Source organism: Streptomyces macrolidinus (genome assembly GCF_023887685.1).
In the GTDB taxonomy this organism is placed as follows: domain Bacteria; phylum Actinomycetota; class Actinomycetes; order Streptomycetales; family Streptomycetaceae; genus Streptomyces; species Streptomyces macrolidinus.
Map to the genome: position 1 here is coordinate 71,348 of NZ_JAMWMR010000013.1, position 21,446 is coordinate 92,793.

At 70.6% G+C, this 21,446-nt stretch carries 22 protein-coding genes; 16 read left to right on the plus strand and 6 right to left on the minus strand.

Annotation, left to right across the window (positions count from 1 at the left end):
• Nucleotides 1-4 precede the first annotated feature (4 nt).
• Together NGF19_RS16450 and NGF19_RS16455 are read right to left on the minus strand one after the other, a co-directional pair.
• A complete protein-coding gene (locus tag NGF19_RS16450) occupies nt 5-1,165 on the minus strand; it encodes a hypothetical protein (RefSeq protein ID WP_252425673.1) in 1,161 nt (386 codons plus the stop codon).
• Nucleotides 1,162-1,710 carry a UGSC family (seleno)protein gene (locus NGF19_RS16455; RefSeq protein ID WP_252425674.1) on the minus strand — a complete coding sequence of 183 codons (549 nt, stop codon included), beginning with the start codon at nt 1,708-1,710 and terminating at the stop codon, nt 1,162-1,164. Before NGF19_RS16455 ends, NGF19_RS16450 begins: the two co-directional genes overlap by 4 nt.
• Before the next feature lie 102 nt (nt 1,711-1,812).
• Between NGF19_RS16455 and NGF19_RS16460 the strand changes: the two genes are divergently transcribed.
• The gene (locus tag NGF19_RS16460; protein ID WP_252425675.1) at nt 1,813-3,147 is read left to right on the plus strand and encodes a D-arabinono-1,4-lactone oxidase; all 1,335 of its coding nucleotides are present in this window, start codon (nt 1,813-1,815) and stop codon (nt 3,145-3,147) included.
• A 175-nt stretch (nt 3,148-3,322) separates the two neighbouring features.
• The gene (locus NGF19_RS16465) at nt 3,323-3,766 is read left to right on the plus strand and encodes a MarR family winged helix-turn-helix transcriptional regulator (RefSeq protein WP_252425676.1); all 444 of its coding nucleotides are present in this window, start codon (nt 3,323-3,325) and stop codon (nt 3,764-3,766) included.
• Nucleotides 3,767-3,826: 60 nt separating this feature from the next.
• On the opposite strand, the gene NGF19_RS16470 is transcribed toward NGF19_RS16465, so the two are convergent.
• The gene (locus NGF19_RS16470; RefSeq protein ID WP_252425677.1) at nt 3,827-4,180 is read right to left on the minus strand and encodes a hypothetical protein; all 354 of its coding nucleotides are present in this window, start codon (nt 4,178-4,180) and stop codon (nt 3,827-3,829) included.
• Between the two features lie 159 nt (nt 4,181-4,339).
• On the opposite strand from NGF19_RS16470, the gene NGF19_RS16475 reads away from it, so the two are divergent.
• Both NGF19_RS16475 and NGF19_RS16480 read left to right on the plus strand, forming a co-directional pair.
• Nucleotides 4,340-5,695 (plus strand): hypothetical protein, encoded by a 1,356-nt coding sequence (locus tag NGF19_RS16475; RefSeq protein ID WP_252425678.1) that lies wholly within the window; start codon nt 4,340-4,342, stop codon nt 5,693-5,695.
• Between the two features lie 198 nt (nt 5,696-5,893).
• Nucleotides 5,894-6,997 carry a serine hydrolase domain-containing protein gene (locus NGF19_RS16480; RefSeq protein WP_252425679.1) on the plus strand — a complete coding sequence of 368 codons (1,104 nt, stop codon included), beginning with the start codon at nt 5,894-5,896 and terminating at the stop codon, nt 6,995-6,997.
• Between the two features lie 101 nt (nt 6,998-7,098).
• On the opposite strand, the gene NGF19_RS16485 is transcribed toward NGF19_RS16480, so the two are convergent.
• Entirely contained in the window at nt 7,099-7,551 is a 453-nt protein-coding gene (locus NGF19_RS16485; protein WP_252425680.1) for a BP74-related protein, read from the minus strand.
• Between the two features lie 216 nt (nt 7,552-7,767).
• On the opposite strand from NGF19_RS16485, the gene NGF19_RS16490 reads away from it, so the two are divergent.
• Together NGF19_RS16490 and NGF19_RS16495 are read left to right on the plus strand one after the other, a co-directional pair.
• Entirely contained in the window at nt 7,768-9,294 is a 1,527-nt protein-coding gene (locus NGF19_RS16490; protein WP_252425681.1) for an MFS transporter, read from the plus strand.
• Between the two features lie 87 nt (nt 9,295-9,381).
• The gene (locus NGF19_RS16495; protein WP_252425682.1) at nt 9,382-10,155 is read left to right on the plus strand and encodes a TetR/AcrR family transcriptional regulator; all 774 of its coding nucleotides are present in this window, start codon (nt 9,382-9,384) and stop codon (nt 10,153-10,155) included.
• Between the two features lie 288 nt (nt 10,156-10,443).
• Here the strand turns inward: NGF19_RS16495 and NGF19_RS16500 are convergent, their stop codons facing one another.
• On the minus strand, nt 10,444-10,707 hold the full coding sequence (locus tag NGF19_RS16500) for a hypothetical protein (protein WP_252425683.1): 264 nt from the start codon (nt 10,705-10,707) through the stop codon (nt 10,444-10,446).
• 196 nt (nt 10,708-10,903) lie between these two features.
• Between NGF19_RS16500 and NGF19_RS16505 the strand changes: the two genes are divergently transcribed.
• From NGF19_RS16505 to NGF19_RS16535, 7 genes are read left to right on the plus strand one after another with little or no spacing between them, the layout of a single operon-like run.
• Entirely contained in the window at nt 10,904-12,142 is a 1,239-nt protein-coding gene (locus tag NGF19_RS16505) for a substrate-binding domain-containing protein (protein ID WP_252425684.1), read from the plus strand.
• A 4-nt stretch (nt 12,143-12,146) separates the two neighbouring features.
• Nucleotides 12,147-12,959: an ABC transporter ATP-binding protein gene (locus NGF19_RS16510; protein WP_252425685.1), complete on the plus strand. Its 813-nt coding sequence runs from the start codon at nt 12,147-12,149 to the stop codon at nt 12,957-12,959.
• Between the two features lie 5 nt (nt 12,960-12,964).
• Nucleotides 12,965-13,765, plus strand: a complete 801-nt coding sequence (locus NGF19_RS16515) for an ABC transporter ATP-binding protein (RefSeq protein ID WP_252425686.1) — start codon at nt 12,965-12,967, stop codon at nt 13,763-13,765.
• Complete coding sequence (locus NGF19_RS16520) at nt 13,765-14,652, plus strand: branched-chain amino acid ABC transporter permease (protein ID WP_252425687.1); 888 nt, start codon at nt 13,765-13,767, stop codon at nt 14,650-14,652. Before NGF19_RS16515 ends, NGF19_RS16520 begins: the two co-directional genes overlap by 1 nt.
• Complete coding sequence (locus NGF19_RS16525) at nt 14,649-15,836, plus strand: branched-chain amino acid ABC transporter permease (protein ID WP_252425688.1); 1,188 nt, start codon at nt 14,649-14,651, stop codon at nt 15,834-15,836. The genes NGF19_RS16520 and NGF19_RS16525 overlap by 4 nt, the downstream gene beginning before the upstream one ends.
• Complete coding sequence (locus tag NGF19_RS16530; protein WP_252425689.1) at nt 15,833-16,780, plus strand: alpha/beta hydrolase; 948 nt, start codon at nt 15,833-15,835, stop codon at nt 16,778-16,780. The genes NGF19_RS16525 and NGF19_RS16530 overlap by 4 nt, the downstream gene beginning before the upstream one ends.
• Before the next feature lie 56 nt (nt 16,781-16,836).
• The gene (locus NGF19_RS16535; protein WP_252425690.1) at nt 16,837-18,291 is read left to right on the plus strand and encodes an extracellular catalytic domain type 1 short-chain-length polyhydroxyalkanoate depolymerase; all 1,455 of its coding nucleotides are present in this window, start codon (nt 16,837-16,839) and stop codon (nt 18,289-18,291) included.
• Here NGF19_RS16535 and NGF19_RS16540 read toward each other — a convergent pair.
• Nucleotides 18,261-18,920: a helix-turn-helix domain-containing protein gene (locus NGF19_RS16540; RefSeq protein ID WP_372505668.1), complete on the minus strand. Its 660-nt coding sequence runs from the start codon at nt 18,918-18,920 to the stop codon at nt 18,261-18,263. The two genes, NGF19_RS16535 and NGF19_RS16540, sit on opposite strands and share 31 nt — an antisense overlap.
• 172 nt (nt 18,921-19,092) lie before the next feature.
• On the opposite strand from NGF19_RS16540, the gene NGF19_RS16545 reads away from it, so the two are divergent.
• From NGF19_RS16545 to NGF19_RS16555, 3 genes are all read left to right on the plus strand, one after another.
• Nucleotides 19,093-20,082, plus strand: coding sequence for an alpha/beta fold hydrolase (locus NGF19_RS16545; RefSeq protein ID WP_252425691.1), 990 nt, complete (start codon nt 19,093-19,095; stop codon nt 20,080-20,082).
• Nucleotides 20,083-20,104: 22 nt separating this feature from the next.
• A complete protein-coding gene (locus tag NGF19_RS16550) occupies nt 20,105-20,644 on the plus strand; it encodes a GNAT family N-acetyltransferase (RefSeq protein WP_252425692.1) in 540 nt (179 codons plus the stop codon).
• Between the two features lie 65 nt (nt 20,645-20,709).
• Nucleotides 20,710-21,441, plus strand: a complete 732-nt coding sequence (locus NGF19_RS16555; RefSeq protein WP_252425693.1) for an alpha/beta fold hydrolase — start codon at nt 20,710-20,712, stop codon at nt 21,439-21,441.
• Nucleotides 21,442-21,446: the final 5 nt, after the last annotated feature.

Genomic DNA, 21,446 nt, shown 5'->3' on the forward strand with positions numbered 1-21,446 from the left:
GCGCTCACTCCGACTCCAGGTCGTTCGCCCAACGCGCCGTCTCGTTCAGGGGCGCGACCGTGAACTCGCCGCCCGCCGTACGCGGCAGCCGTACGCTCTGGCTCCATGTCGCGCCGAAGGTCGGCATCCAGGCGGAGTGCTTGCCGGTGCCCCCGGCGACGACGATCCGGATGTCCTCCGGCGCCCGCGCGATCGGCACCCGGTGCCCCCACTCGTCGAGCTTGAGCCGGTAACCGCCCCACAGGCTCGCCTCGTCGAGCTTCTCCCTGCCGACGCGGGTCGCGTCGACGCGGGCGTTCTCGAAGAGGTACTCCTGCACGTCGCGCCGCGACAGGCCCGAGTCGGCGAGTACCCGCGCGTGTTCGGGGCCGAGCGCCAGGAACTGATCGCCGCCGCGGTACGCCGTGTTGGCGCCCGGTGTCGACATGGTCGCCGCGATCGTCTTCAGCAGGTTTTTGCCGGTCGACGACTGGTGGTCGTTGATGTTGTGCGGCCCCTCGACGGCCGCCACCGTCACCACGTCGTCCGTAGGCTCCCAGCCGTCGGGCCACGTCAACTCCGAGGCGTACGACGGCCATGGGCTGTCACCCTGGTTCTCGGCGAAGCAGAACGACCACTTGGCGGGCGATCCTTGGGTGGCCCGGTCGATGTCACCGGCGACCTCGCCCTCACCGGGGCGGGCTCCGCCGATGTTCATCGCGACGAGGCGCACGGCACGGCCGATGGTGCCGTTGGCGCGGAACCCGGCGCCCATGCAGCCGGCACCGCTCGCGATGCCCGACTCACCCGCGAGCGGGCCCTGTACGACGACCATGAGCGCGCACGGATGGGTCGTCATCTGCATGCCGTAGAGGTTGAAGTCGGGCTGCCGCATCGCGACGACCGCGGCTTCGAGGACCGGCATGTACGCGGGCAGGCAACCGGCCATCACCGCGTTGGCGGCCAGCCCGCGCAGTGTCAACTCCGCGCCGCGCGGCGCGATCGGGCCGAGGGACGCGTCGGGGTCGCGGGTCGAGGCGGCGAGGAAGCGCTCCACGCGTTGCGGGGTCGGTACGACGACAGGCAGCCCATCTGTCCAGCCCCACCTGTGCAGTTGCTCGGCCGCGGCGTCCTCGTCGTGGACGTCGGCGATGTCGATGAGGTCGGTCGGCCCGTAGACGCTCACGCCGCGCTCTCCTTGTCGGTCCCGGTGGTCAGCGCGGAGACGACGACGTCGACCGCGGCGGGGGTGACGCGCTCGAAGGCTTCCTGCGGGGGGATTCCGCCGATCGGGTGCGCGATGACGGAGAGGCCGAGCGCGTCCGCGCCCTGAATGGCGAGGACTTGGCGGGAGAACCCCTCGAACTGGGTGGACACCATGCCGCACACCGGCAGCGCACGGGCGGCGAGCGCGGCCATGTCCGCCACCGCCCACGACGCGCACGAGCCGCAGTCGAGCATCGCCACGACGGCGGCGTCGCACTCGGCCGCGATCCGGTCGAGGAGTTCGTCGGTCGCGGCGATCGAGGGCACCCGCTTCGCGTACAGCCGGGGCGTGATGCCGAACCGCCCGACCAGGGCCGTGGCCACGCCTTCGAGGACCTTGTCGGCGTTCGTCTTGCTGTTGCTGAGGAAGCCCACGGTCAGCCCGTCGAGGCCAGGGACCGTGACGCGTGGGACCGACCGGGGAGCCGCCTCGTAGCTGGTCGGGTTGACGATCGTGACGCCCATCGAAACCTCCCTGTCGGCGTCTTGACGCCGTGTGCTGTGACGCGGATCATATGCATCTCGGAAGTTACGTACAAGAGACCTTACGAGATAAGGAATATTCGGATGGGCTTCCGTCGTGCCGCAGGTGCCGAGGTCTCCGCAGACGGAATCTGGACGAACTTCTCGAAACGCCACAGCGTGCGCCCGCGGCGCGTCGTCGCGCCGACCGATCTCGACGGGCTGCGCCGGGTGCTCAAGGAGGCGACGGCCGAGGGGTCGCGGGTGCGGGTCGTCGGCAGCGGCCACTCCTACAACGACGTGGCCGTCGCGCCGGAGACGCAGGTCTCCCTGCGCCATCTCGACAAGGCGCTCGAAGTCGACGTGGCGTGCGCCCGGTTGAAGGTGGAGGGCGGGGCCACGCTGCGCAGGATCCGTACCGTGCTGGGCCGACTCGGGCTCGCCTTCGCCAACATGGGCGACATCGACCACCAGTCGATCGCGGGCGCGCTCTCCACCGGGACCCATGGCACGGGGCTGACCGCGCCCGCATTCGCCTCGCAGGTGGTCGAGTTGGAGCTGATGCTCGCGAGCGGCGACATCGTGCGGTACGGCGCCGAGGAGGGCGCTCTCTTCGACGCGGCCCGGGTCTCCCTCGGCGCCCTGGGGATCATCGTCTCGGTCACGCTGCAGGCGGTGCCGGTGTACAACCTGCGGAGGTCGGATGCGATCGTCACCCGCGACGAGGCCTTCACCCTGCTCGCGGACCCGCCCGCGATCGACCACATCGGCCTGTACTTCATGCCCTACATCGACCAGGTGCTGATGTGGACCGCCGAGCGTACGAGTGACCCGGTCGACAAGCCGTCGGCGCTGGGGGAGTGGTTCCGCGATGTGGTGAAGGTGAACTACGGGCTCGACGCGATGGGGACGGTGGCGCGCAGGGCACCGCGCTTCGTGCCCGCGCTGAGCCGGGCGTTCGCCCGCGGGATCAGGCCCGAGACCACCGTCGACGTCTACGACAAGGTCTTCCTGCGCCCGCTGTTCGTACGGCACGACGCGTTCGAGTTCGCCGTGGAGCAGGCCGAAGGGCCCGACTGCGTACGGCGCTTGATGACCGCCATGGAGGACGCGAAGGTGCCCGCCGCGTTCCCGTGCGAGACCCGGATCGCCCCGGCGGAGTCCGCCTGGCTGCACCCGGCGTACGGGAGGACCTCGACATGGGTGGGCGCCGCCGTACAGTCGCCCGGAATCGACGTCGACGGCGCCTGGGAGGAGGCGCAGCGGGCGTGCGTCGCGGTGGGCGGCCGTCCGCACTGGGGCAAGTGGCATACGCTGGAGGCGGCCGAACTGCGCGAACTCTACCCGCGCTGGGACGAGTTCACCGCGCTGCGTGCGCGACTCGACCCGGGCGGCCTGTTCGGCAGTCCCGCGATCGACCGGATCCTCGGTCGTGTCTAGGGTCTTTCGTTTGGATCAGGCCGGATCAGGGAGCGGGGTCTGGTGCCGTGCATCGCAAGGCGGAGGAGGGCGGCAGGGTGGAGTCCTGCCAACCGACGACAACGCGGCGAGGTGCGGTGCCAGGGCCCGCGAGCCCGGCATGATCCAAACGAAAGACCCTAAGTAGGATCACTCCATGGCCACGCAAGATTCGGGTACGACCGACCGCGAGATCGAGGCGTTGATGCGTCTGGTCCATGTGATCGAGGCGGAGCATCGCGCCCGGCCGACGTCGTCCCTGGACCTGCGGGCCCGGATGGTCGTCCAGTTGCTCGGCCTCAACGGCGAGACCCCGATCCTCGCTATCCGCCGCAGGCTGCGGCTCACCCCGTCGACCCTGACCAGCCTCGCGGACCGGCTCGAGCGCGACGGCTACCTGGAGCGCCGCCGCCATCCCACCGACCGCCGCACCGTCGTCCTGGCACTGACCCCCACGGGCAAGCGTGCCTACGCCGCGGAGAAGTTCTTCTACCGGCACCTCATCGATGACTTGCTCAAGTCGCTGGACACGACGGCGCGTTCACATGTGCTCGCGGCGCTGGCGGGCATGGCACAGAGTCGACTCCCGGATGACGCCTGATCGTTGAAGTGGCGGGAGCCACGGGCGGGCCGGAAGCCCGCCCGTGTCGCGGTCGGCGGGTCAGGAGAAGACGACGGACCGCACGAGGAGACGATCACCCGCACCCGCGCCGGGACGCAGCGTGTAGTAGATGTCGCCTTCGCAGTCGGCGCCGAGGAAGACGGTGGCGGTGGCGTCCGTACGGTTCTTGGGAGCCCGGCCGGGCGATCCCGGCTCGGAGCCGGGTCCGTGCAGGTTGATGCATGTGCCGCTGTCGGGGTTGTTCAGGAACCCGACGGCTTCGTATCCCTCTTCGGTGGTGTAGGAGTAGCGGAACTGGCCGGTTGCCGCCGAGGCCGAGCCGGGTGCGGCCAGCAGCAGGACCAAGGCACTGGAGGCGGCGCCGAGAACCGCGGTGATGGAGCGAGCAGACACGGGGATCTCTCTCTGTCGGGTGTGGGAACGGTCAGTGCCAGCGATGCCCCGAAACCGGTGAGTTAGGCGATATGTCCCCCGAACGGGTCTGCTGGTGTCGCTCGTTGTGAGGGTGAGTGCGGAACCGGCGTTGTCAGTGGGGGCGGTGAGAATGACGCCATGATTCACGCGATGCCCGTGCCGCTGCCTTCTGCACTCGTCGAGCACCACGCGATAGACCTGGAACGCAACTACAGCGACGGCTGGGGACTGACGGTCGACGACGTCGCCACGGCGCCCTCCGGCGAGATCTATGCCCTCTACCACGTCTACCGCTACACCTACGGGGTGACCGATGACGAAGTCGACCCGGCGAAGGCGCACTTCGGCTACTCGTTGGTGACCAGGTACGCCTCCGACGGTACTCCGCTCGCCACCGCGGTCTCGGCGCGGAGCCGGGACGAGGGCGAGGGCGAGAGCACGGTGTTCGGCGGCCTCACGACAGGGCTGGGCGAGGACCTGTGCGGGGCCAAGGGACTGTGTGTCCTGCCCGACGGGACACTCGCGGCGACCGGACCGGGGGACCACACCCATCTGATCACCGCGGACCTCACGACGGTGACCGCTCACCACGGCATGCCCGACAGCCGACATGACGGCGGCGGCGTGCGCGACCCGTTCGCCGCGTGGATCAGTACGACTCCGGAGGGCCGCTTGCTGTGCACGACCGGCGAGTACGGGGTCCACAACTACGGCAACCTGCTCGACAACATCGTGGCGATCACGGACCAGCCCCTCACTCCTGCCTCGAAACCGACGCTGCGGGCCCTGGCGTCCCTGGTGGCGGAACCGGCCAGGCATACCGAAGCCGACCTGAGGCCGGACGTCCTGTTCGACGGCAAGCCGGTCGGCATGGACCACCGGCCGCGGCCCTCGCTGATCGAGCACCTCGCCGAGGCCGAGCAGACCGGACGGCGGTGGGACTGGGACGGCGCGAGGCTCGGCCGACCCGCGGTGGTGCGGGAGGACCTGTTCGTCGTCCCCGTCTACGGTCGCACCTACCGGGGCGGCAACCGCGGCCGGCGGTTCGCTTTCGTCCTGGTCGACGACAAGGGGGAGTTCCTCGGCCGGCTCGGCGGTCTGGACCTGTACCGCGACAGCCCCTTCACCGGCTTCTGCTTCGAGATCGCCGCCGACTCCGCACGCGAGCGGATCTACCACCTCAACCGCTACGGGCTGTTCGCCTGGACCGCCACGGGATTCCGAGCCCAACGACTGGACCTGGCAGACCGGCGGTACAAGCCGCTCAAGCACTTCACCCTCGTGGACTGCACTCCCGCAGGCGAGTTGATCCTCGCCCACCGCACACAACACCTGATGCTCCGCATCCCCTGCCCCGCCCGCCTCAGCGACCTCGGCGAGGTGGTGGAGAACGCACTACGCTCCTACGCCAAGGAACGCACGACCCTCAAGCGGCAATGGCAACCGGTGAAGTGGCACTGGGTCGACAGCACAGCTCCAGTACACCGCCTCTGACCGCGCGGCACGGCCAACCGACGCCGTGAGTGGTCTGCTGCCCGGCAACGTCCCTGGGCACGCGAGTAGTTCGCTGGGACACGGCCGGGCCGCGCCGAACAGTGCCGCGGAGATGTCGAGATCTCATCGCCCGCACCGACTCTCGGGTGAACGGCGCCCAAGCGTGCCGCAGCCGACGTTCGAGAGGGCATGGACATCATGCAGAAGCTAGTGCAACAGACCATTGACCAACTGGTGGAGTCCGGCGCCGAATTGGGCATCCAGGTCGCGGTGTATCAGCACGGGGAGCTGGTGGTGGACGCCGTCGCGGGCGTCGCCGATCCGGACAGTGGCCGTCCCGTCACCTCGGACACCCCGTTCTACAGCGCCTCCACCGGCAAGGGGGTGACCGCGACGGTGGCGCACGTCCTCGCGGACCGCGGCGCCCTGGACTATGACACGCCGATCGTGGCGCTCTGGCCGGAGTTCGGCGCCCACGGCAAGGACAAGGCGACCGTCCGCCATGCGCTGACCCACTCCGTCGGCGTCCCGGCGGTACCGTCCGACCTCACGGTGCGGGACCTGGCCGACTGGGACAGGATGTGCGCTCTGATCGCCGCTTCCGAGCCTTGGTGGGAGCCCGGGGCCAAATCCGGCTACCACGCGGTGACTTGGGGCTTCGTGATGGGTGAGATCATCCGCCGGGTCACCGGCAAGCCGATCTCGTACGTACTCGGGCAGGAGGTGGCGGCTCCGCTGGGCATCGCCGACGAGCTGTTCTTCGGGGTCCCGGAGTCCGAACTCGGCCGACTCGCCCGGCTCGAGGAGGCGCCCGGATCCGCCGCTGTGATGGCAGCGATGCCCGCCGACATGCCGATGCTCAAGGCCACGCCACCCGCCGTGACCCCCAGTGCCGCATACGGCAACGACCCCGTGGTGCTCACGTCGGACATTCCCTCGGGCGGCACGATGACCGCCCGCGCGGTGGCCAGGATGTACGCCGCGCTGCTGGGTGAGGTGGACGGCGTACGGCTGGTCTCGGACGAGCGGCTGCGTGAGGTCACGGCCCTGGCCACCGCCGACGTCGACCACATGGTCGGCTTCCCGATCCCACGCGCGCTGGGCTACAACCTCGGCCGCCCCGGAGCCGACCCGCGGGACACACTGAGCGTCTTCGGCATGCCCGGCATGGGAGGCAGTACGGCGTACGCCGACACCGCGACCGGCATCTCCTTCGCGCTGACCAAGAACCGGTTCTGCCCCGGTCCTTCCCTCGCGGCCGATCGGATCAGTGAGCTGGTCACCAAGGCGGCCACCGGCTGAAGACCCTCCGGCCGGGCCGACCTGTACCTCAAGGCCCGGCTCCGGCCGCCCACACGCGAGGGCGACCGGAGTCAAGGGCAGGACGAACGAGGCGGTCGGCGCTACGGGGTGACCTCGTGGGTCAGGCGCCCCGACCAGGGACACCAGACCTGGCCGGGCAGGAACGCCCCGCCCACCTCGTCCAAGTGCTCCTCGACGTAGGGGATGTTCGCGTCGCAGACCTCGATGGCCATGTCCGCGAAGTGGATGGTGTCCGGCTGGAGATGGAAGCTCCACGGCGGGTTGTAGGAGGCCGGCTGTTTCTCGATCGTGCCTATGACGATCTGGCCGCCCTCGGTGCTGACGATCTCGCGGGCCTCGCGGATCTTGTCCGGATCGGTCAGCTCGATGACGAAGTCGGAGCCACTGGTGTCGTGGAGGTTGAAGTACGCGGCCTCCGCGGAGGCGCGAGGCGCCTGCGTGTGTCCGTCCGCGGCCTGTGCGGCCGACGTACCGGCGAGGGTGAGCAGTGCGGTCGCTGCGAGGGTGCCGATTCTGCTGGTCAAACGTCGCATGATGGGCAACTCCATGCCGTCCGGGCCGTGATCACCACGGCCGTTCGTCGCCCAGCGTATTCGACCGATTGCGCTAATCGTTCACTCCTCCCAGGTGCTCATGTGTGGGGATGGCCTGAAAGTGCCAGGTGTGGCGATGGTCCGGTATGACCGAAACGGGACCCCTCTCCCTCCTTGCGTTGTACACCGTATGGGAACTGTTCTACGGTGTACAGCATGAGCGAAGTGACAACGGCTCCTGGAACGACTTCCGGGGAGGCTCCCAAGGGACACCCCCAGCGCTGGCTGATCCTCGGCGTGATCTGTCTCGCGCAACTCACCGTGCTGCTCGACAACACCGTGCTGAATGTCGCGATCCCCTCGCTCACCGAGGAGTTGGGCGCGGCGAGCTCCGACATCCAGTGGATGATCAACGCGTACTCCCTGGTGCAGTCCGGCCTGCTGCTCAGCGCGGGCAGCGCGGCCGACCGCTATGGCCGCAAGAAGCTGCTGATCGCGGGCCTGGCGTTGTTCGGCCTCGGCTCCCTGGCGGCCGGATTCGCCCATTCCGCCGGGCAGTTGATCGCGGCGCGGGCGGGCATGGGGGTCGGGGGCGCGCTCCTGCTCACCACGACCCTCGCGGTGGTGATGCAGATCTTCACACCCGAGGACCGTCCCAAGGCGATCGGCATCTGGAGCGCGGTCAGCGCACTCGGCTTCGCGACCGGACCGCTCCTCGGCGGCTTCATGCTGAACCACTTCTGGTGGGGCGCGATCTTCCTGGTCAACCTGCCGGTGGCGGCACTCGGCCTGGTCGCGGTGGTGGCCCTCGTCCCCGAGTCCAAGAACCCCCACGGCGACCGACCCGACCTCCTCGGCGCCCTGCTCTCCACCCTCGGCATGGCCTCGCTCGTCTTCGCGATCATCTCGGGCCCCGAGCACGGCTGGACGTCGCCCCGCGTGCTGGTCCCGGCGGCCTTCGCCCTCGCGGTGCTCGCCGGCTTCGCCTACTGGGAGAGCAGGATCCCGTACCCGATGCTGGACCTGCACTTCTTCAGGAACCGCCGGTTCACGGGCGCGGTCGCGGGCGCGGTGCTCATCGCCTTCGGCATGGGCGGGGCCCTCTTCCTGCTCACCCAGCACCTCCAGTTCGTCCTCGGATACGGCGCGCTCGAAGCGGGCCTGCGCACGGCGCCGCTCGCGCTCACGGTCGTGGCGCTCAACTTCACCGGCCTGTCGGCGAAATGGACGACCAAGCTCGGCGCGCCGGTCTCGATCGCGCTCGGCATGGTGCTGATGTCCGCCGGTCTCGTGTCGATCGCCCTGCTCGCGCGGTACGGCTATGTCGGCACCCTGCTCGGTCTGCTGCTCATCGGCGCGGGCACCGCGGTCGCCAGCCCGGCCATGGCCTATGCCGTCATGAGCGCCATCCCGCCCACGAAGGCGGGTGTGGGCGCGGGCCTCAACGGCACGGTCGCGGAGTTCGGCAACGGCCTGGGCGTGGCGGTGCTCGGGGCGATCCTCAACTCCCGCTTCGCGGCGCTGATTCCGTTCGCCGCGACGTCCCTGCCGAAGACGCTGGAGTCCGCGCACTCGGCGGCGGAGCGGCGCCGTGTCATGGACGCCTTCTCCTCCGGGTTGACGGCCAGCCAACTCGTGGGCGCGGTGGCCGTGCTGCTCGGGGGCCTGCTCGCGGCGGCGCTGCTGCGCAAGGCGGAGCGGATGGATTCGGAGGCAGTGGTCGCCGACCAGGCACTTCCGTAGACGCTCTGGTGCCCCGAGGGGCGGAGGTTGCCTGTTGGGGCACTAGCATCGTGACCAGGCGTTGGGAGTGTCGAGAGAAGGTGCGCCATGGCGAAGGGAGCCCAAGGGGCGGGGCGTGTGGCGCGGACCAGCGTCTGGCTGGCGGACAAGGCGCCCCGGGGTAGTGGCTCCCGTGGCGGCGGTCAGCCGTCCGGCCTGGACCGCGAGCGGATCATCCAGGTGACCGTACGGCTGCTGGACGCGGAGGGCCTCGCGAAGTTCTCCATGCGTCGCCTGGCCACCGAGCTGAACGTCACGGCGATGTCGGTCTACTGGTACGTGGACACCAAGGACGACCTGCTGGAGCTGGCGCTGGACACGGTCTTCGGCGAGATCCGGCTGCCGGGCGCCGACTCGGAGGAGGACTGGCGCGATCAACTACGGGCGGTCGCGACGGAGTACCGGGCGCTGCTGGTGCGCCACCCCTGGGTGTCGCCGCTGACCGGTGCGTTCCTCAACATCGGCCCGCACGCCATGGCCTTCTCGCACACCGCGCAGCGGGTGATCGGGCTGACCGGGCTTCCCACGCACAGCCACACGGGCGCGATCTCCGCGGTCTTCCAGTTCGTGTACGGGTTCGGCACGATCGAGGGCCACTTCATCGAGCGCTGCGCGGTGGCCGGGGTGAGCCAGGACGACTACTTCCGCGAGGCCATGAGCGCGCTGGCGAAGAACCCCGCGCTCGAAGAGGTCATGCACCGGTCCACGGACATCATGGAGGCCCGCGGTGGTGACACGGTGGAGGAGATGCGCGAACGCGACTTCGCCTTCGCGCTGGAGACGCTGATCGCCGGGATCGAGGCGATGGTCGCCCGGGGGTAACCGCAAGACCCCCGGTGAGTTCCTCATAAGTCCTCACTGCAGACAGGCAGTTGACCGCCCAAGCGACGCTTCCGCCGTCCTCAGGTGTCTCGGTCCTCGACCCCTCCCCGTAGTCCCCACGCGTCGAGGCCGGAGTAGATCAACGCGGTGCGAGCCCGGGGGAAGGAGAAGCACTCGGCTTCCCCCGAGTAGATCGCCACCAACGAGTCGGCTCCGCGCCACCACGTGTCCGCCAGCCCCATCACCTCGCGCACCGGCTCGTACGCGTCCAACTCGATGCGATCGACGTCATCGCCGGTGACCTTGGTGACCTGGCCATTGCTCCTGACAGATCACCATCCGGTCGATCACCGCCGCGGGGATGTCCTGCTCGAGCCACCATTGCCGGTGCTGTTCGACCGACCTGGTGTCGACCTTGATGCCGTGCACACCGACGAACCTCTGAGCTCTTCGAGTCAGCCCGTCGGGCACATCGTTGATGAGGTGGAGATTCACGACGAGGACGCTACCGGTGGGGCACGGCATACCGTCGGCCGAGGCGGGGTGGAGCATCGGCCATGTGTGCCGGTGCCATGACCGGCCCTTCAGTAACGGTGGTTGACCACATGTCATACGCGGTGTGGCGCTCCTATCGTTCCGGCAATCCACCACCGCGATTCCGTCACCGTGCGTACGGGGCGCCGTTCTCAGCAGCAGACGGTGCCCGGCAGGCGGCGGGCGGGCGACACACTGTCAGGAGCCGGTCATCATGCGTCCCAGCGTCACGGACACCGTCAGAAGCAGAACCGTCCGCGCACTCACCCTGATCGCGGTCGGGGCCCTGGTCACGGGCTGCTCCGCGGCGGGAACCGCCGGTACGGCGGCGTCCGCCGACTCCGGCAGCAAGGCCTCCGCGCCCGTGAAGGTGGGGCTCGTCTACTCCCGCAGCGGGCCGCTCGCCGCGTACGGCAAGCAGTACGAGGAGGGCTTCAAGGCGGGCCTGGCCTACGCCACGCACGGGACGAACAAGGCCGGTGGCCACCCGATCGAGGTCACCGAGCAGGACGACGTGGGCAACCCCGCGAAGGCCGTCGCCGCGACCAAGACCCTCGTCGGCAAGGGGTACAAGATCGTCGTCGGCACCACGGACTCCGGTGTGGCCCTGCAGATGGCACCGCTGGCCGCGCAGAACAAGGTGCTGTACGTCGCGGGACCCGCCGCCACCGACGCGGTCACCGGAGTCAACGACTACACCTTCCGCTCCGGACGGCAGTCCTACCAGGACATCCTCACCGCGGGCACCCTCCTCGGCGACGCCAAGGGCAAGAAGGTCACCGTACTCGCCCAGAACTCCGCGTTCGGGCAGGCCAATGTGGCCGCGGTGCAAGCCGTCCTGGGTACGAAGGGTGCGAAGGTCGACTCCGTACTGGCCCCGCCGAGCGCCACCGACCTCACCCCCTTCGCCCGCCAGGCCAGGGCAGCCGAGCCGGACCTGGTGTTCGTCGCGTGGGCCGGCGCCACCGCCCCCGCCCTGTGGACCGCCCTGGACCAGCAGGGCGTCCTGGACGCCGGCAAGGTCGTCACCGGACTGGCAGGCACCGCCTCGTACCCGATCTTCGGCAAGGCGGGCTCCAAGATCTCCTTCCTCGCGCACTACTTCCCGGGCGCCGGCGGCGACCACCCGGTGGAGAAGGCGATGCTCGACGGCATCAAGCAGGCCGGTGGCACCCCCGACCTGTTCAGCCCCGACGGCTTCACCGCCGCACAGATGATCGTGCACGCCATCGAAGCGGGCAGCGCCACCGACACCGCCGCCATGGTCAAGGCCCTGGAGGGCTGGAGCTTCGACGGCCCCAAGGGCAAGGAGCAGATCCGCGCCGAGGACCACGCCCTGCTGCAGCCGATGTTCACGGCCAGGCTGAAGGGGACCGGCACCGCCGCCCGGCCCGAACTGATCGACAGCATCCCGATGGGCGCGGTCGCACCCCCGGTGAAGGCGGCGGGCTGACACCATGACCTCCTCGGACACGACGCGACCGAGCGCCGCGCGGGGGCCGGGCGTCGAGGAGCCCGGCACCTCCCCGACCCCTGTCCTCCGGCTGCGTGACATCGGCTGGACGGTCGGCGGCGCGACCATCGTCGACTCCGTCTCCCTCGACGTCCACGAAGGCGAGTTCCTGGCCTTCATCGGCCCCAACGGCGCGGGCAAGACATCCCTGTTCAACCTGGTCAGCGGGGTCACCCGGGTCTCCCGGGGCACGATCGAACTCGACGGCGCCGACATCACCGCCGAGGCCGCCCACGCACGGGCCCGGCGCGGACTCGGCCGCACCTTCCAGACCTCCAGCCTGTGGCCGGGCATGACCGTCGCCGACCACGTACGGCTCGCGGCCCAGGCCGCAGGCGGCGGCTCGTACCGGGTCTGGCGCCGCGCCGACACCTACCCGAAGCAGGTCGCCCGGGTCCTGGCCCGCACCGACCTCGCCCACCGCGCCGACACCTGCGCCGACGCCCTCTCGCACGGAGAGAAGCGCAAGCTCGAACTCGCGGTGCTGCTCGTCGGCGAGCCCCGGCTCATGCTGCTCGACGAGCCGATGGCGGGCGTGAGCGCCGAGGAAGTCCCCGCGCTGACCGAACTCATCCGCTCCCTGCACCGCGAAGAAGGCCGCACCGTACTCATGGTCGAGCACCACATGGACGTACTCCTGGGCCTGGCCGACCGGCTCGCCGTGATGCACCACGGCACGCTGCTGGCCCTGGACGCCCCGCAGGCCGTCATGGCCGACACCACGGTCCAGCAGGCCTACCTGGGGGAGGAGCTGTGAGCGCCATGCCCGCGCCCCTGCTGACGGTGCGTGACCTGAAGGTCGTCATCGGCGGCCGACACATCCTGCACGGGGTCGACCTGGAGGTCGCCGCCTCCGGCACCACCGCCCTGCTCGGCCGCAACGGCGCGGGCAAGACCACCACCGTGCGCGGCATCCTCGGCCTCGTCCCCCGCACCGGCAGCGTGCTGCTGGACGGCGAGGAGACGGTACGCCTGGCCACCCACGCCCTGGTCCGCCGCGGCATCGGCTACGCCCCCGAGGACCGCGGCGTCTTCGCCGCACTCACCGTCGCCGAGAACCTCCGGCTGGCCGAGCGGCCCGGCGCCCGCGAACCCGCGTACGACCTGGTGTACGAACTCTTCCCGGAGCTGAGGCAGCGCGCCCGGCAGGCCGCGGGCACCCTGTCCGGCGGCCAGCAGCAGATGGTCGCCATCGCCCGCACCCTGCTCAACGGCAACCGGCTGATCATCGCCGACGAGCCGACCAAGGGCCTGGCACCCAAGGTTGTCACCGAGGTCGCCCAGGTGCTCGAACGCGCCGCCGAGGCAGTGACCGTCCTCCTGGTGGAACAGAACCTCGCCGTGGTGCGCCGACTCGCCCAGCACTGCGCCGTACTCGCCGACGGCCGCACCGCGCACCGGGGCCCCACCGCCGAACTGCTCGCCGACGCCGACGAGGCCCGCCGACTGCTCGGCGTCGGCCGGGCGGGCCACGGCGGCACCGTCGGCACCCCCGCCCGTACCGGCACCCCCGCCCGTACCGCGGCGCACCCCGCCGCCCCGACCGCGGAGGCCGACGTCTGATGTCCACCGTCGTGCTGCTCACCCTCACCGGGCTCGGCCTGGGCGCGCTGTACTTCCTGGTCGCCTCCGGTCTCTCCCTGATCTTCGGGCTGATGGACGTGCTCAACTTCGCGCACGGCGCCCTGATGTCCATCGGCGCGTACGCCACCTGGTGGGCCGCCTCCGGGCATCTGCCCGGTGCCGGATCCGGCGGCGTCGGCTTCGCCCTCGCGGTGCTCTTCGGCACGGCGGTGGGCACAGCCGCCGCGGTGCTGCTCGAACTCGCCGTCATCCGCCCGCTGTACACGCGCCCGCGCGAGCAGATCCTCGCCACCGTCGGCGTCGGCCTCGCCGTCCCGGCGCTGCTGTCCGCGATCTGGGGCGCCGACGCCCGCCCCTTCCCCGGACCCGAGGCGCTGTCCGGCACCTTCGGGCTCCTGGGCGCCGAAGTACCGCTCAACCGCCTCGTGTTGATCGCCGCCGCCGCGGTGGTGCTCACCGCACTCCATCTGTTCCTCGGCCGCACCCGGCACGGTCTGGTCGTCCGCGCGGGCGTCGAGGACCGGGCCATGGTCACCGCGCTCGGCATCGACGTACGCAAGGCCTTCACCCTGGTCTTCGCCATCGGCGGGGCGGCGGCGGCCCTCGGCGGTGCGATCGGCGGACTCTACTTCGGCTCGGTCGACCCCGCACAGGGCACCTCGCTGCTCATCTTCGCCTTCGTGGTCGTCGTGATGGGCGGCATGGGCTCGCTCACCGGCGCCGCGCTCGCCTCGGTCGCCGTGGGCCTCGTCCAGCAGTTCGCCAACTACTACACCACCGCCGGGCTCGGCGACCTCGCCGTCGTCGTCCTGCTCGCCGCCCTGCTGCTGGTCCGGCCGCGTGGGCTCACCGGGAGACTCGCATGACCACCGCCACCCCACCACGCGACCAGCCCCGTACGGCGTACCACCCCCACGCGGCCCGCGCCGGGCAGATGCGCCGCGCCGCCCGCTGGTGGCCCGCCCTGCTGCTGGTGGTGCTCTTCATCGCCCCGTACAGCGCGCTGCCCCTGCCGGGCCTGCTCGACGGCCCGATCGGCAGCCCCGGCAACCTCCAACTGCTCGCCCTGTGCCTGGTCTTCGGGGGCCTGGCCACCGGCTACGACCTGCTGCTGGGCCGCACCGGCCTGCTGTCCTTCGGCCACGCGCTCTACTTCGCCGCGGGCACGTACGTCACCAACACCGTCATGCTGGAGGCGGGCCTGCCGTTCGCCGCCTCCGCACTGCTCGGCCTGCTCTGCGGAGTCGTCCTCTCGGCCCTGCTGGGCGCGGTCAGCCTGCGCGTGAGCGGCATCGGGTTCTCCATGGTCACCCTCGCCTTCGCGCAGGCCGGGTCGATCCTCGTACAGCGCGACCCGGGTGGCCTCACCGGCGGCGAGGAGGGCAGGGCCGCCCCCGCGGACAAGCTGCCCGCCTCACTGGTCGGCATCGAGCACACCGCCAACCTGTACTGGCTCGCCCTCGCCTACCTCGTCGTGGTGGTGTGCGCCGTCCAGTGGGCGGTCCGCTCACCCACCGGCCGGGTCTGGGAGGGCATCAAGGAGAACGAACGCCGCGTGGAGGTACTGGGGTTGCGGCCGTACGGCTTCAAGCTGGCCGCCTTCGTCCTGGCCGGTGGCCTGGCCGCGCTCGGCGGCATCGTCTACCTCCTGCTGACCGGCGGCGCCACCCCGCAGACCACCACCTCCGACTTCACCCTGTCGCTTCTGGTGATGGTGGTGCTCGGCGGGTCCGGCACCCGCTGGGGCCCCCTGCTCGGCGGCATCCTCTACACCTGGGCCGACCACCGCCTCGGTGACCTGGCCGACTCCGGCGCGGTCGCCGGTCTGCCCGCCGTGGTGCGAGTGCCGCTCTCCCAACCCCTGTTCCTGCTCGGAGCGCTGTTCGTCGCGGTGATCTACCTGCTGCCCGGCGGCGTCGTACGCCTGCCCACGCGGCTACGCGCTGCTCGCGCCGCCCGTGCCACCCGCGCCACCACCGATCACGTCGTCACCGATCACGTCACCACCGATCACGTCGTCACCGATCACAAGGAGGTCCCCCGGCCATGAACCGCACCGCGCACGACCACACGACGGAGCGTCAGGACACGGCTGCCCCCGCCTACGAGGAACTCCTGGTGCCGGTGCTCGGCGGGGAGTTGGCCGTACTGCGGTGGCCGGGCACCGATCCGGGCGCGCCCGTGGTGCTGGCGCTGCACGGTATCACCGCCAACGGCCTGACCTGGGCCCGGGTCGCCCACCACCTGGCCGGTCGGGTCACGCTGGTGGCGCCCGACCTGCGCGGCCGGGGCCGCAGCGGGCGGCTTCCCGGCCCCTACGGCATCGCGGCGCACGCCGACGACATGGCGGCGGTGGTGGGTGCGTTGGGCCTCGGGCGGGTGGTGCTGACCGGTCACTCCATGGGCGCCTTCATCGCGGCCCTGACCGCGGTGCGCCACCCGGACCTGCTCTCCGGTCTGCTGCTGGTGGACGGCGGCGTGGCCTTCCCCGCCCCGACCCATCTGACCCCCGACGAGCTGCTCACCGCCGTGATCGGCCCGGCCATGCGGCGGCTGTCGATGACGTTCCCCGACCGGCGGTCCTACAGCGCGTTCTGGCAGCAGCACCCGGCCTTCGTCCGATCCTGGTCACCGTGGGTGGACGCCTACATCCAGCGTGATCTGGTGGGGGAGGAGCCCGAGTTGCGCTCGTCCTGCGGGATCGAGGCGGTCCGCACGGACGGTATCGACCAGTTCGGCGAGGAGGTGTCGAGCGCTGTCCACCAACTGCCCTGCCCGGCCCAGTTGTTGTGGGCGGAACGCGGTCTGCTGGACGAGCCGCAGGGCCTGTACGACGAGCAGCGGCTCGCCTCCGTAGGCCTCGACCCCGAACTGGTCCGCACGCGACTCGTCCCCGGTACCAACCACTACTCGATCGTCGTCGGCGACGACGGCGCCAGAGCTGTGGCACGCCACTTGCTGGCCGCCGCAGGGATGACGGAGACCGAAGGCTAGGACCGACGCACCCCACGTCGTACCCCATTCCCCCCACCCCGCACGGGAGTTCCTCCATGCGCTCCTCGATACGCAGACTCTTCAGGCGCACCGCGCTGGCCGCCACGATCGGTGCCGTCGCCGCGACCCTGACCGCTGTCACCCCCCTCACCCCCACCGCCGAGGCGGCCGGCACGCTCCAACAGGTCACGAACTTCGGTTCCAACCCCGGCAACCTCGCGATGTACGAGTACGCGCCCGCCGATCTCCCCGCGAACGCGCCGCTGGTCGTGGCGCTGCACGGCTGCAGTCAGTCGGCGAGCGACTACCACGCGCACTCCGGCTGGCAGAAGTTCGCAGACCAGTGGGGCTTCGCCGTGGTCTATCCGCAGACCAGCACGGCCAACAACCTTCTGTCCTGCTTCAGTTGGTTCGACTCGGCCAAGGACACCCGTGGCAAGGGTGAGGCGGCTTCGGTCGTGCAGATGGTCGACACCGCGGCGGCACAGTACGGTTCGGACCGTGGCCGGGTCTTCGTGACCGGCCTGTCGGCGGGTGGCGGTATGGCCGCCGACCTGCTCGCCGACTACCCCGACGTGTTCGCGGGCGGCGCCGTCGACTCCGGACTTCCCGCGCAGTGCGCCACCACACAGAGCGCGGCCTCCGCCTGTCAGTACAGCAACCAGAACCTCACTCCGAAGCAGTGGGGTGACAAGGTGCGCAACTCCTATCCGGGGTACACCGGTACGTGGCCGCGGGTCGCGATCTGGCAGGGAACCTCCGACACCACCGTCGCCCCGGTCAACGGCACCGAGTTGCGTGACCAGTGGACCGATGTCTGGGGCATCGGCCAGACGGCCTCCAGCACACGGGAGTTGACCGGCGGAACCACCGAGAGCATCTACAACGACCCCGCCGGCAAGCCCGCCGTGGCTCTCTTCTCGGTCTCCGGCATGGGCCACGGCCTCGCCGTGAACCCCGGTTCGGGCGCCGACCAGTGCGGCAGCACCGGGGCCTACTACCTCGACTACATCTGCTCCAGCTACCACACCGCGCGGTTCTGGGGTCTGGACGGCTCCGGCAGCAGCGGCTCGCTGCCCGCGCCGTCCGGGGTCACGGTCACCGGCACCACCGACACGGGTGCGTCACTGCGGTGGAACGCCGTCAGCGGTGCCGCCGCGTACAACGTCTACCGCGACGGCACCAACGTCGGTTCGCCGACGGGGACTTCGTACACCGACACCGACCTGTCCGCCGGAACCACCTACCGCTACACCGTCGCCGCGGTCGACTCCACCGGAGCCGTGGGCGCCGCCTCCTCACCGGTCACGGCGACCACGACCGGTGCCGCGCCCACGTGTTACACCGCCAACAACTACCAGCACGTCGCGGCGGGCCGCGCCCACCAGAGCATCGGCTACACGTATGCCAACGGCTCCAACCAGAACATGGGCCTGTACAACGTCGCGATCACCCACACCCTGAAGGAGACCTCCCCGGGCTACTTCGTCATCGCCGACTCCGGCTGCTGAACAGGGGGCGGGGGCGGATCAGCAGGAGTACCACCTGGGTGGTGGCAACGTGGTCGTAGGCGTTCTCCCTGCGGCCCGAACATGATCAGGTATTCGACCGGTCCGCCGGGTCCGGCGTTCGCGACGCCGTGGGCGGTGCGGGTGTCGAACTCGGCCACCTCCCCGGCGCTCAGGACGAGGTCCCGCTCGCCGAGCGCCAGCCACAGTCGTCCGTACAGGACGCACAGCCACGCGTACCCGTCGTGGGAGACCTGGTGAGGCAGCGTCGGTGGCGCGTCGACGGCGGGCAGGACGTGCTTGTGGGCGTGCAGGCCCCCCACGTACCGGGTCAGCGGCAGCACCGCCTTGTCGTCGCCGGGACGCCGCGGCACCGGGGTGCGGTGCGGTCCCGTCGCGGCGACGGGTGCGGTGCCGGCCAGCTCGTCCAGGGAGACGTCGTACGCCTTCGCGAGCCGCAGCAGCACCTCCAGGGTCGGCTTGCGTCGGCCGGTCTCGATCCGCGACAGCGTGCTCGGCGAGATGCCGGTCGCGCGGCTGACGTCGGTGAGCGTGGTGCCGCGCCGCTCGCGCGCGGTCCGCAGCCGAGGGCCCATCGCCGCCAGCGTGTCGGCTGTGCCGTCGTCCGTCACCGTCACTCCGCCTCCTCCGGTCGTACCGCCTCCGTCGCCCCGCCCTGCCTGCCAGTTTGCCAGGACGGCAAGGGTGCTCGCGTCGGGCGGTCATGGCGCCGCATGATCGGTGGGCAACCGCGGCCACTCGTGAACCGAGGAGACGCGGTCACCCATGAACCGAGGAGAAGCGATGCACCGTCCCGCACCGTCCGCCGACCCGCGCCACCGCACCATCGAGGCACCCGCCGGGCGCCTGCACCTGGTCGAGCAGGGCACCGGACCGCTGGTCCTGCTCGTCCACGGCTTCCCCGAGTCCTGGTACTCCTGGCGCCGCCAGCTCCCGGCCCTCGCGGCGGCGGGGTACCGGGCCGTGGCGCTCGACGTACGCGGCTACGGGCGCTCCTCCAAGCCCGCCGCGCCGGCCGCCTACCGGATGCTCGACCTGGTGGAGGACAACGTCGCCCTGGTGCGCGCCCTGGGCGAGGAGAGCGCGGTGGTGGTCGGGCACGACTGGGGCTCCAACATCGCGGCGGCCTCGGCCCTGCTCCACCCCGAGGTGTTCCGCGCCGTCGGACTGCTGAGCGTCCCCTACGCGCCGCCCGGCGGCCCCCGCCCCTCCGACGTCTTCGAGCGGATGGGCGGCGACGAGGAGTTCTACGTCTCGTACTTCCAGGAGCCCGGCCGGGCCGAAGCGGAGATGGAGCCCGACCTCCGGGGGTGGCTCGCGGGCTTCTACGCGGCCATGTCCGCCGACACCATGCCCGCGCAGGGGGAGCCCGACCCGCACTTCGTGACCCGTACCGGCGGTCGACTGCGCGACCGCTTCCCCGGCGGCGAGCTGCCCGCCTGGCTGACCGAGGACGAACTCGACGTGTACGCCGGAGAGTTCGAGCGCACCGGCATGACCGGGGCGCTCAACCGCTACCGCAACATGGACCGCGACTGGGAGGATCTCGCCCAGTACAACGGCGCGCCGATCAAGCAGCCGTCGCTGTTCATCGGTGGTGCCCTGGACGCCTCGACGACGTGGATGGCCGACGCGATCGACGCCTTCCCGACTACGCTTCCCGGCCTGGCTTCCGCGCACATCCTGGAGGGTTGCGGGCACTGGATCCAGCAGGAGCGTCCGGAGGAGGTCAACCGCCTGCTGACCGCCTGGCTCGGCTCTCTCCAGGGGTGAATCGGGCTGTTACCCTGCGCGCATGTCAGACCTGGGATCCATCGCCTGGCCGCCTGAGCCGATCAAGACCGAGAGACTCGTGCTTCGTGCGGCCGAGGCCCAAGACCGTGCGGCGTTCATCGAGTTGCTCGCCTCTCCGGAGGTGAACACCTTCCTCGGCGGCCCCCGCTCGCGTGATGAGCTCGAGCGCGAGCTGCCCGAGGTGCCCGAGCGGTGGCCCGGGAGCTTCGTCGTCGAGCTGGACGGGGCGATGATCGGCCAGATCCTGCTCAGGAGAGCGACGAACCACCGCCGCCCGGCCGCCGCGGGGAAGGCCGATCTCGGCTACCTGTTCCTGCCGCGGGCGTGGGGACACGGGTACGCCACCGAGGCGTGTGCGGCGGCACTCGACTGGCTCGACGGCGTTCTTCCCGGCGAGCCGGTGGTGCTCACCACCCAGTCCGCCAACGTCGGCTCGATGCGCCTCGCGGCGAAGTTGGGGTTCACCGAGGTGGAGCGGTTCGAGGCCTGGGACGCCGAGCAGTGGCTCGGCATGCGGCCCCCGGTCACGCCGTCCGCCTGAGCCCGAGGCACGAGGTCGGGCGGCCGGTAGACTCGGCTCGAGAACGTGGTCACCTGGGGGAACTGATGACAGCAGCGGCTGCGGTGCCCATAGTCTTCGTTCACGGGACGCGCTTCAGCGCGGGGCAGTGGAGCATGCAGCTTGCCGCGCTCCGGGACGAATTCCCGGTGGTCGCCGTCGACTTGCCCGGCCATGGGGAACGCCGGGCTCAGCCCTGGAGCCTGAGCGCCGCGACGGAGATCATCGCTTCCGCGGTGGACTCGCTCGACCGCGGTCCCGCGCTGGTCGTCGGACACTCACTCGGCGGCTATGCCGCGCTGGAGTTCGCGCGGCGGCGTCCGGAACACCTGCGCGGGCTGGTCCTCGCGGGAGCCAGTGCCTCGACCCGCGGCCCCTGGACAGCGCCGTATCGGTTGGTCGCCGGGCTGGTCCCTCGTATCCCTGAGGATCGCCTGACCCGGTGGAACGACCGGTTCCTGCGGCGGCTCTACCCACGGGAAGTGGTGGAGGCGACCATCCGGTCCGGCTATGCCTTCCATACCCTGCCGACAGCCTGGGGCGAGGTACTCGGACGCTTCGACGCCGGTGCGATGCGTCATGTGAAGGCTCCGGTCCTCATCCTGAACGGCGAGAAGGACCCCGCCTTCCGCTCCGGGGAGAGGGACTTCGCCCGCGCGCATCCACACGCTCGCGTCGAACTGATCCCGAGGGCACGACACCTCGCGAACTTCGACGCCCCGGAGGCCTTCACCGACGTCGTCCGCCGCTTCGCCCACCAACTCTCCGCCGCCAACTGAGGCTG

Bases quoted from the DNA above. Each gene is read 5' to 3' on its own strand.
- NGF19_RS16455 (WP_252425674.1), bottom strand. From the start codon at position 1,710: ATGGGCGTCACGATCGTCAACCCGACCAGCTACGAGGCGGCTCCCCGG.
- NGF19_RS16460 (WP_252425675.1), top strand. From the start codon at position 1,813: ATGGGCTTCCGTCGTGCCGCAGGTGCCGAGGTCTCCGCAGACGGAATC.
- NGF19_RS16465 (WP_252425676.1), top strand. From the start codon at position 3,323: ATGGCCACGCAAGATTCGGGTACGACCGACCGCGAGATCGAGGCGTTG.
- NGF19_RS16475 (WP_252425678.1), top strand. From the start codon at position 4,340: ATGATTCACGCGATGCCCGTGCCGCTGCCTTCTGCACTCGTCGAGCAC.
- NGF19_RS16480 (WP_252425679.1), top strand. From the start codon at position 5,894: ATGCAGAAGCTAGTGCAACAGACCATTGACCAACTGGTGGAGTCCGGC.
- NGF19_RS16485 (WP_252425680.1), bottom strand. From the start codon at position 7,551: ATGCGACGTTTGACCAGCAGAATCGGCACCCTCGCAGCGACCGCACTG.
- NGF19_RS16490 (WP_252425681.1), top strand. From the start codon at position 7,768: ATGAGCGAAGTGACAACGGCTCCTGGAACGACTTCCGGGGAGGCTCCC.
- NGF19_RS16495 (WP_252425682.1), top strand. From the start codon at position 9,382: ATGGCGAAGGGAGCCCAAGGGGCGGGGCGTGTGGCGCGGACCAGCGTC.
- NGF19_RS16500 (WP_252425683.1), bottom strand. From the start codon at position 10,707: ATGCTCCACCCCGCCTCGGCCGACGGTATGCCGTGCCCCACCGGTAGC.
- NGF19_RS16505 (WP_252425684.1), top strand. From the start codon at position 10,904: ATGCGTCCCAGCGTCACGGACACCGTCAGAAGCAGAACCGTCCGCGCA.
- NGF19_RS16510 (WP_252425685.1), top strand. From the start codon at position 12,147: ATGACCTCCTCGGACACGACGCGACCGAGCGCCGCGCGGGGGCCGGGC.
- NGF19_RS16515 (WP_252425686.1), top strand. From the start codon at position 12,965: ATGCCCGCGCCCCTGCTGACGGTGCGTGACCTGAAGGTCGTCATCGGC.
- NGF19_RS16520 (WP_252425687.1), top strand. From the start codon at position 13,765: ATGTCCACCGTCGTGCTGCTCACCCTCACCGGGCTCGGCCTGGGCGCG.
- NGF19_RS16525 (WP_252425688.1), top strand. From the start codon at position 14,649: ATGACCACCGCCACCCCACCACGCGACCAGCCCCGTACGGCGTACCAC.
- NGF19_RS16530 (WP_252425689.1), top strand. From the start codon at position 15,833: ATGAACCGCACCGCGCACGACCACACGACGGAGCGTCAGGACACGGCT.
- NGF19_RS16535 (WP_252425690.1), top strand. From the start codon at position 16,837: ATGCGCTCCTCGATACGCAGACTCTTCAGGCGCACCGCGCTGGCCGCC.
- NGF19_RS16545 (WP_252425691.1), top strand. From the start codon at position 19,093: ATGCACCGTCCCGCACCGTCCGCCGACCCGCGCCACCGCACCATCGAG.
- NGF19_RS16550 (WP_252425692.1), top strand. From the start codon at position 20,105: ATGTCAGACCTGGGATCCATCGCCTGGCCGCCTGAGCCGATCAAGACC.
- NGF19_RS16555 (WP_252425693.1), top strand. From the start codon at position 20,710: ATGACAGCAGCGGCTGCGGTGCCCATAGTCTTCGTTCACGGGACGCGC.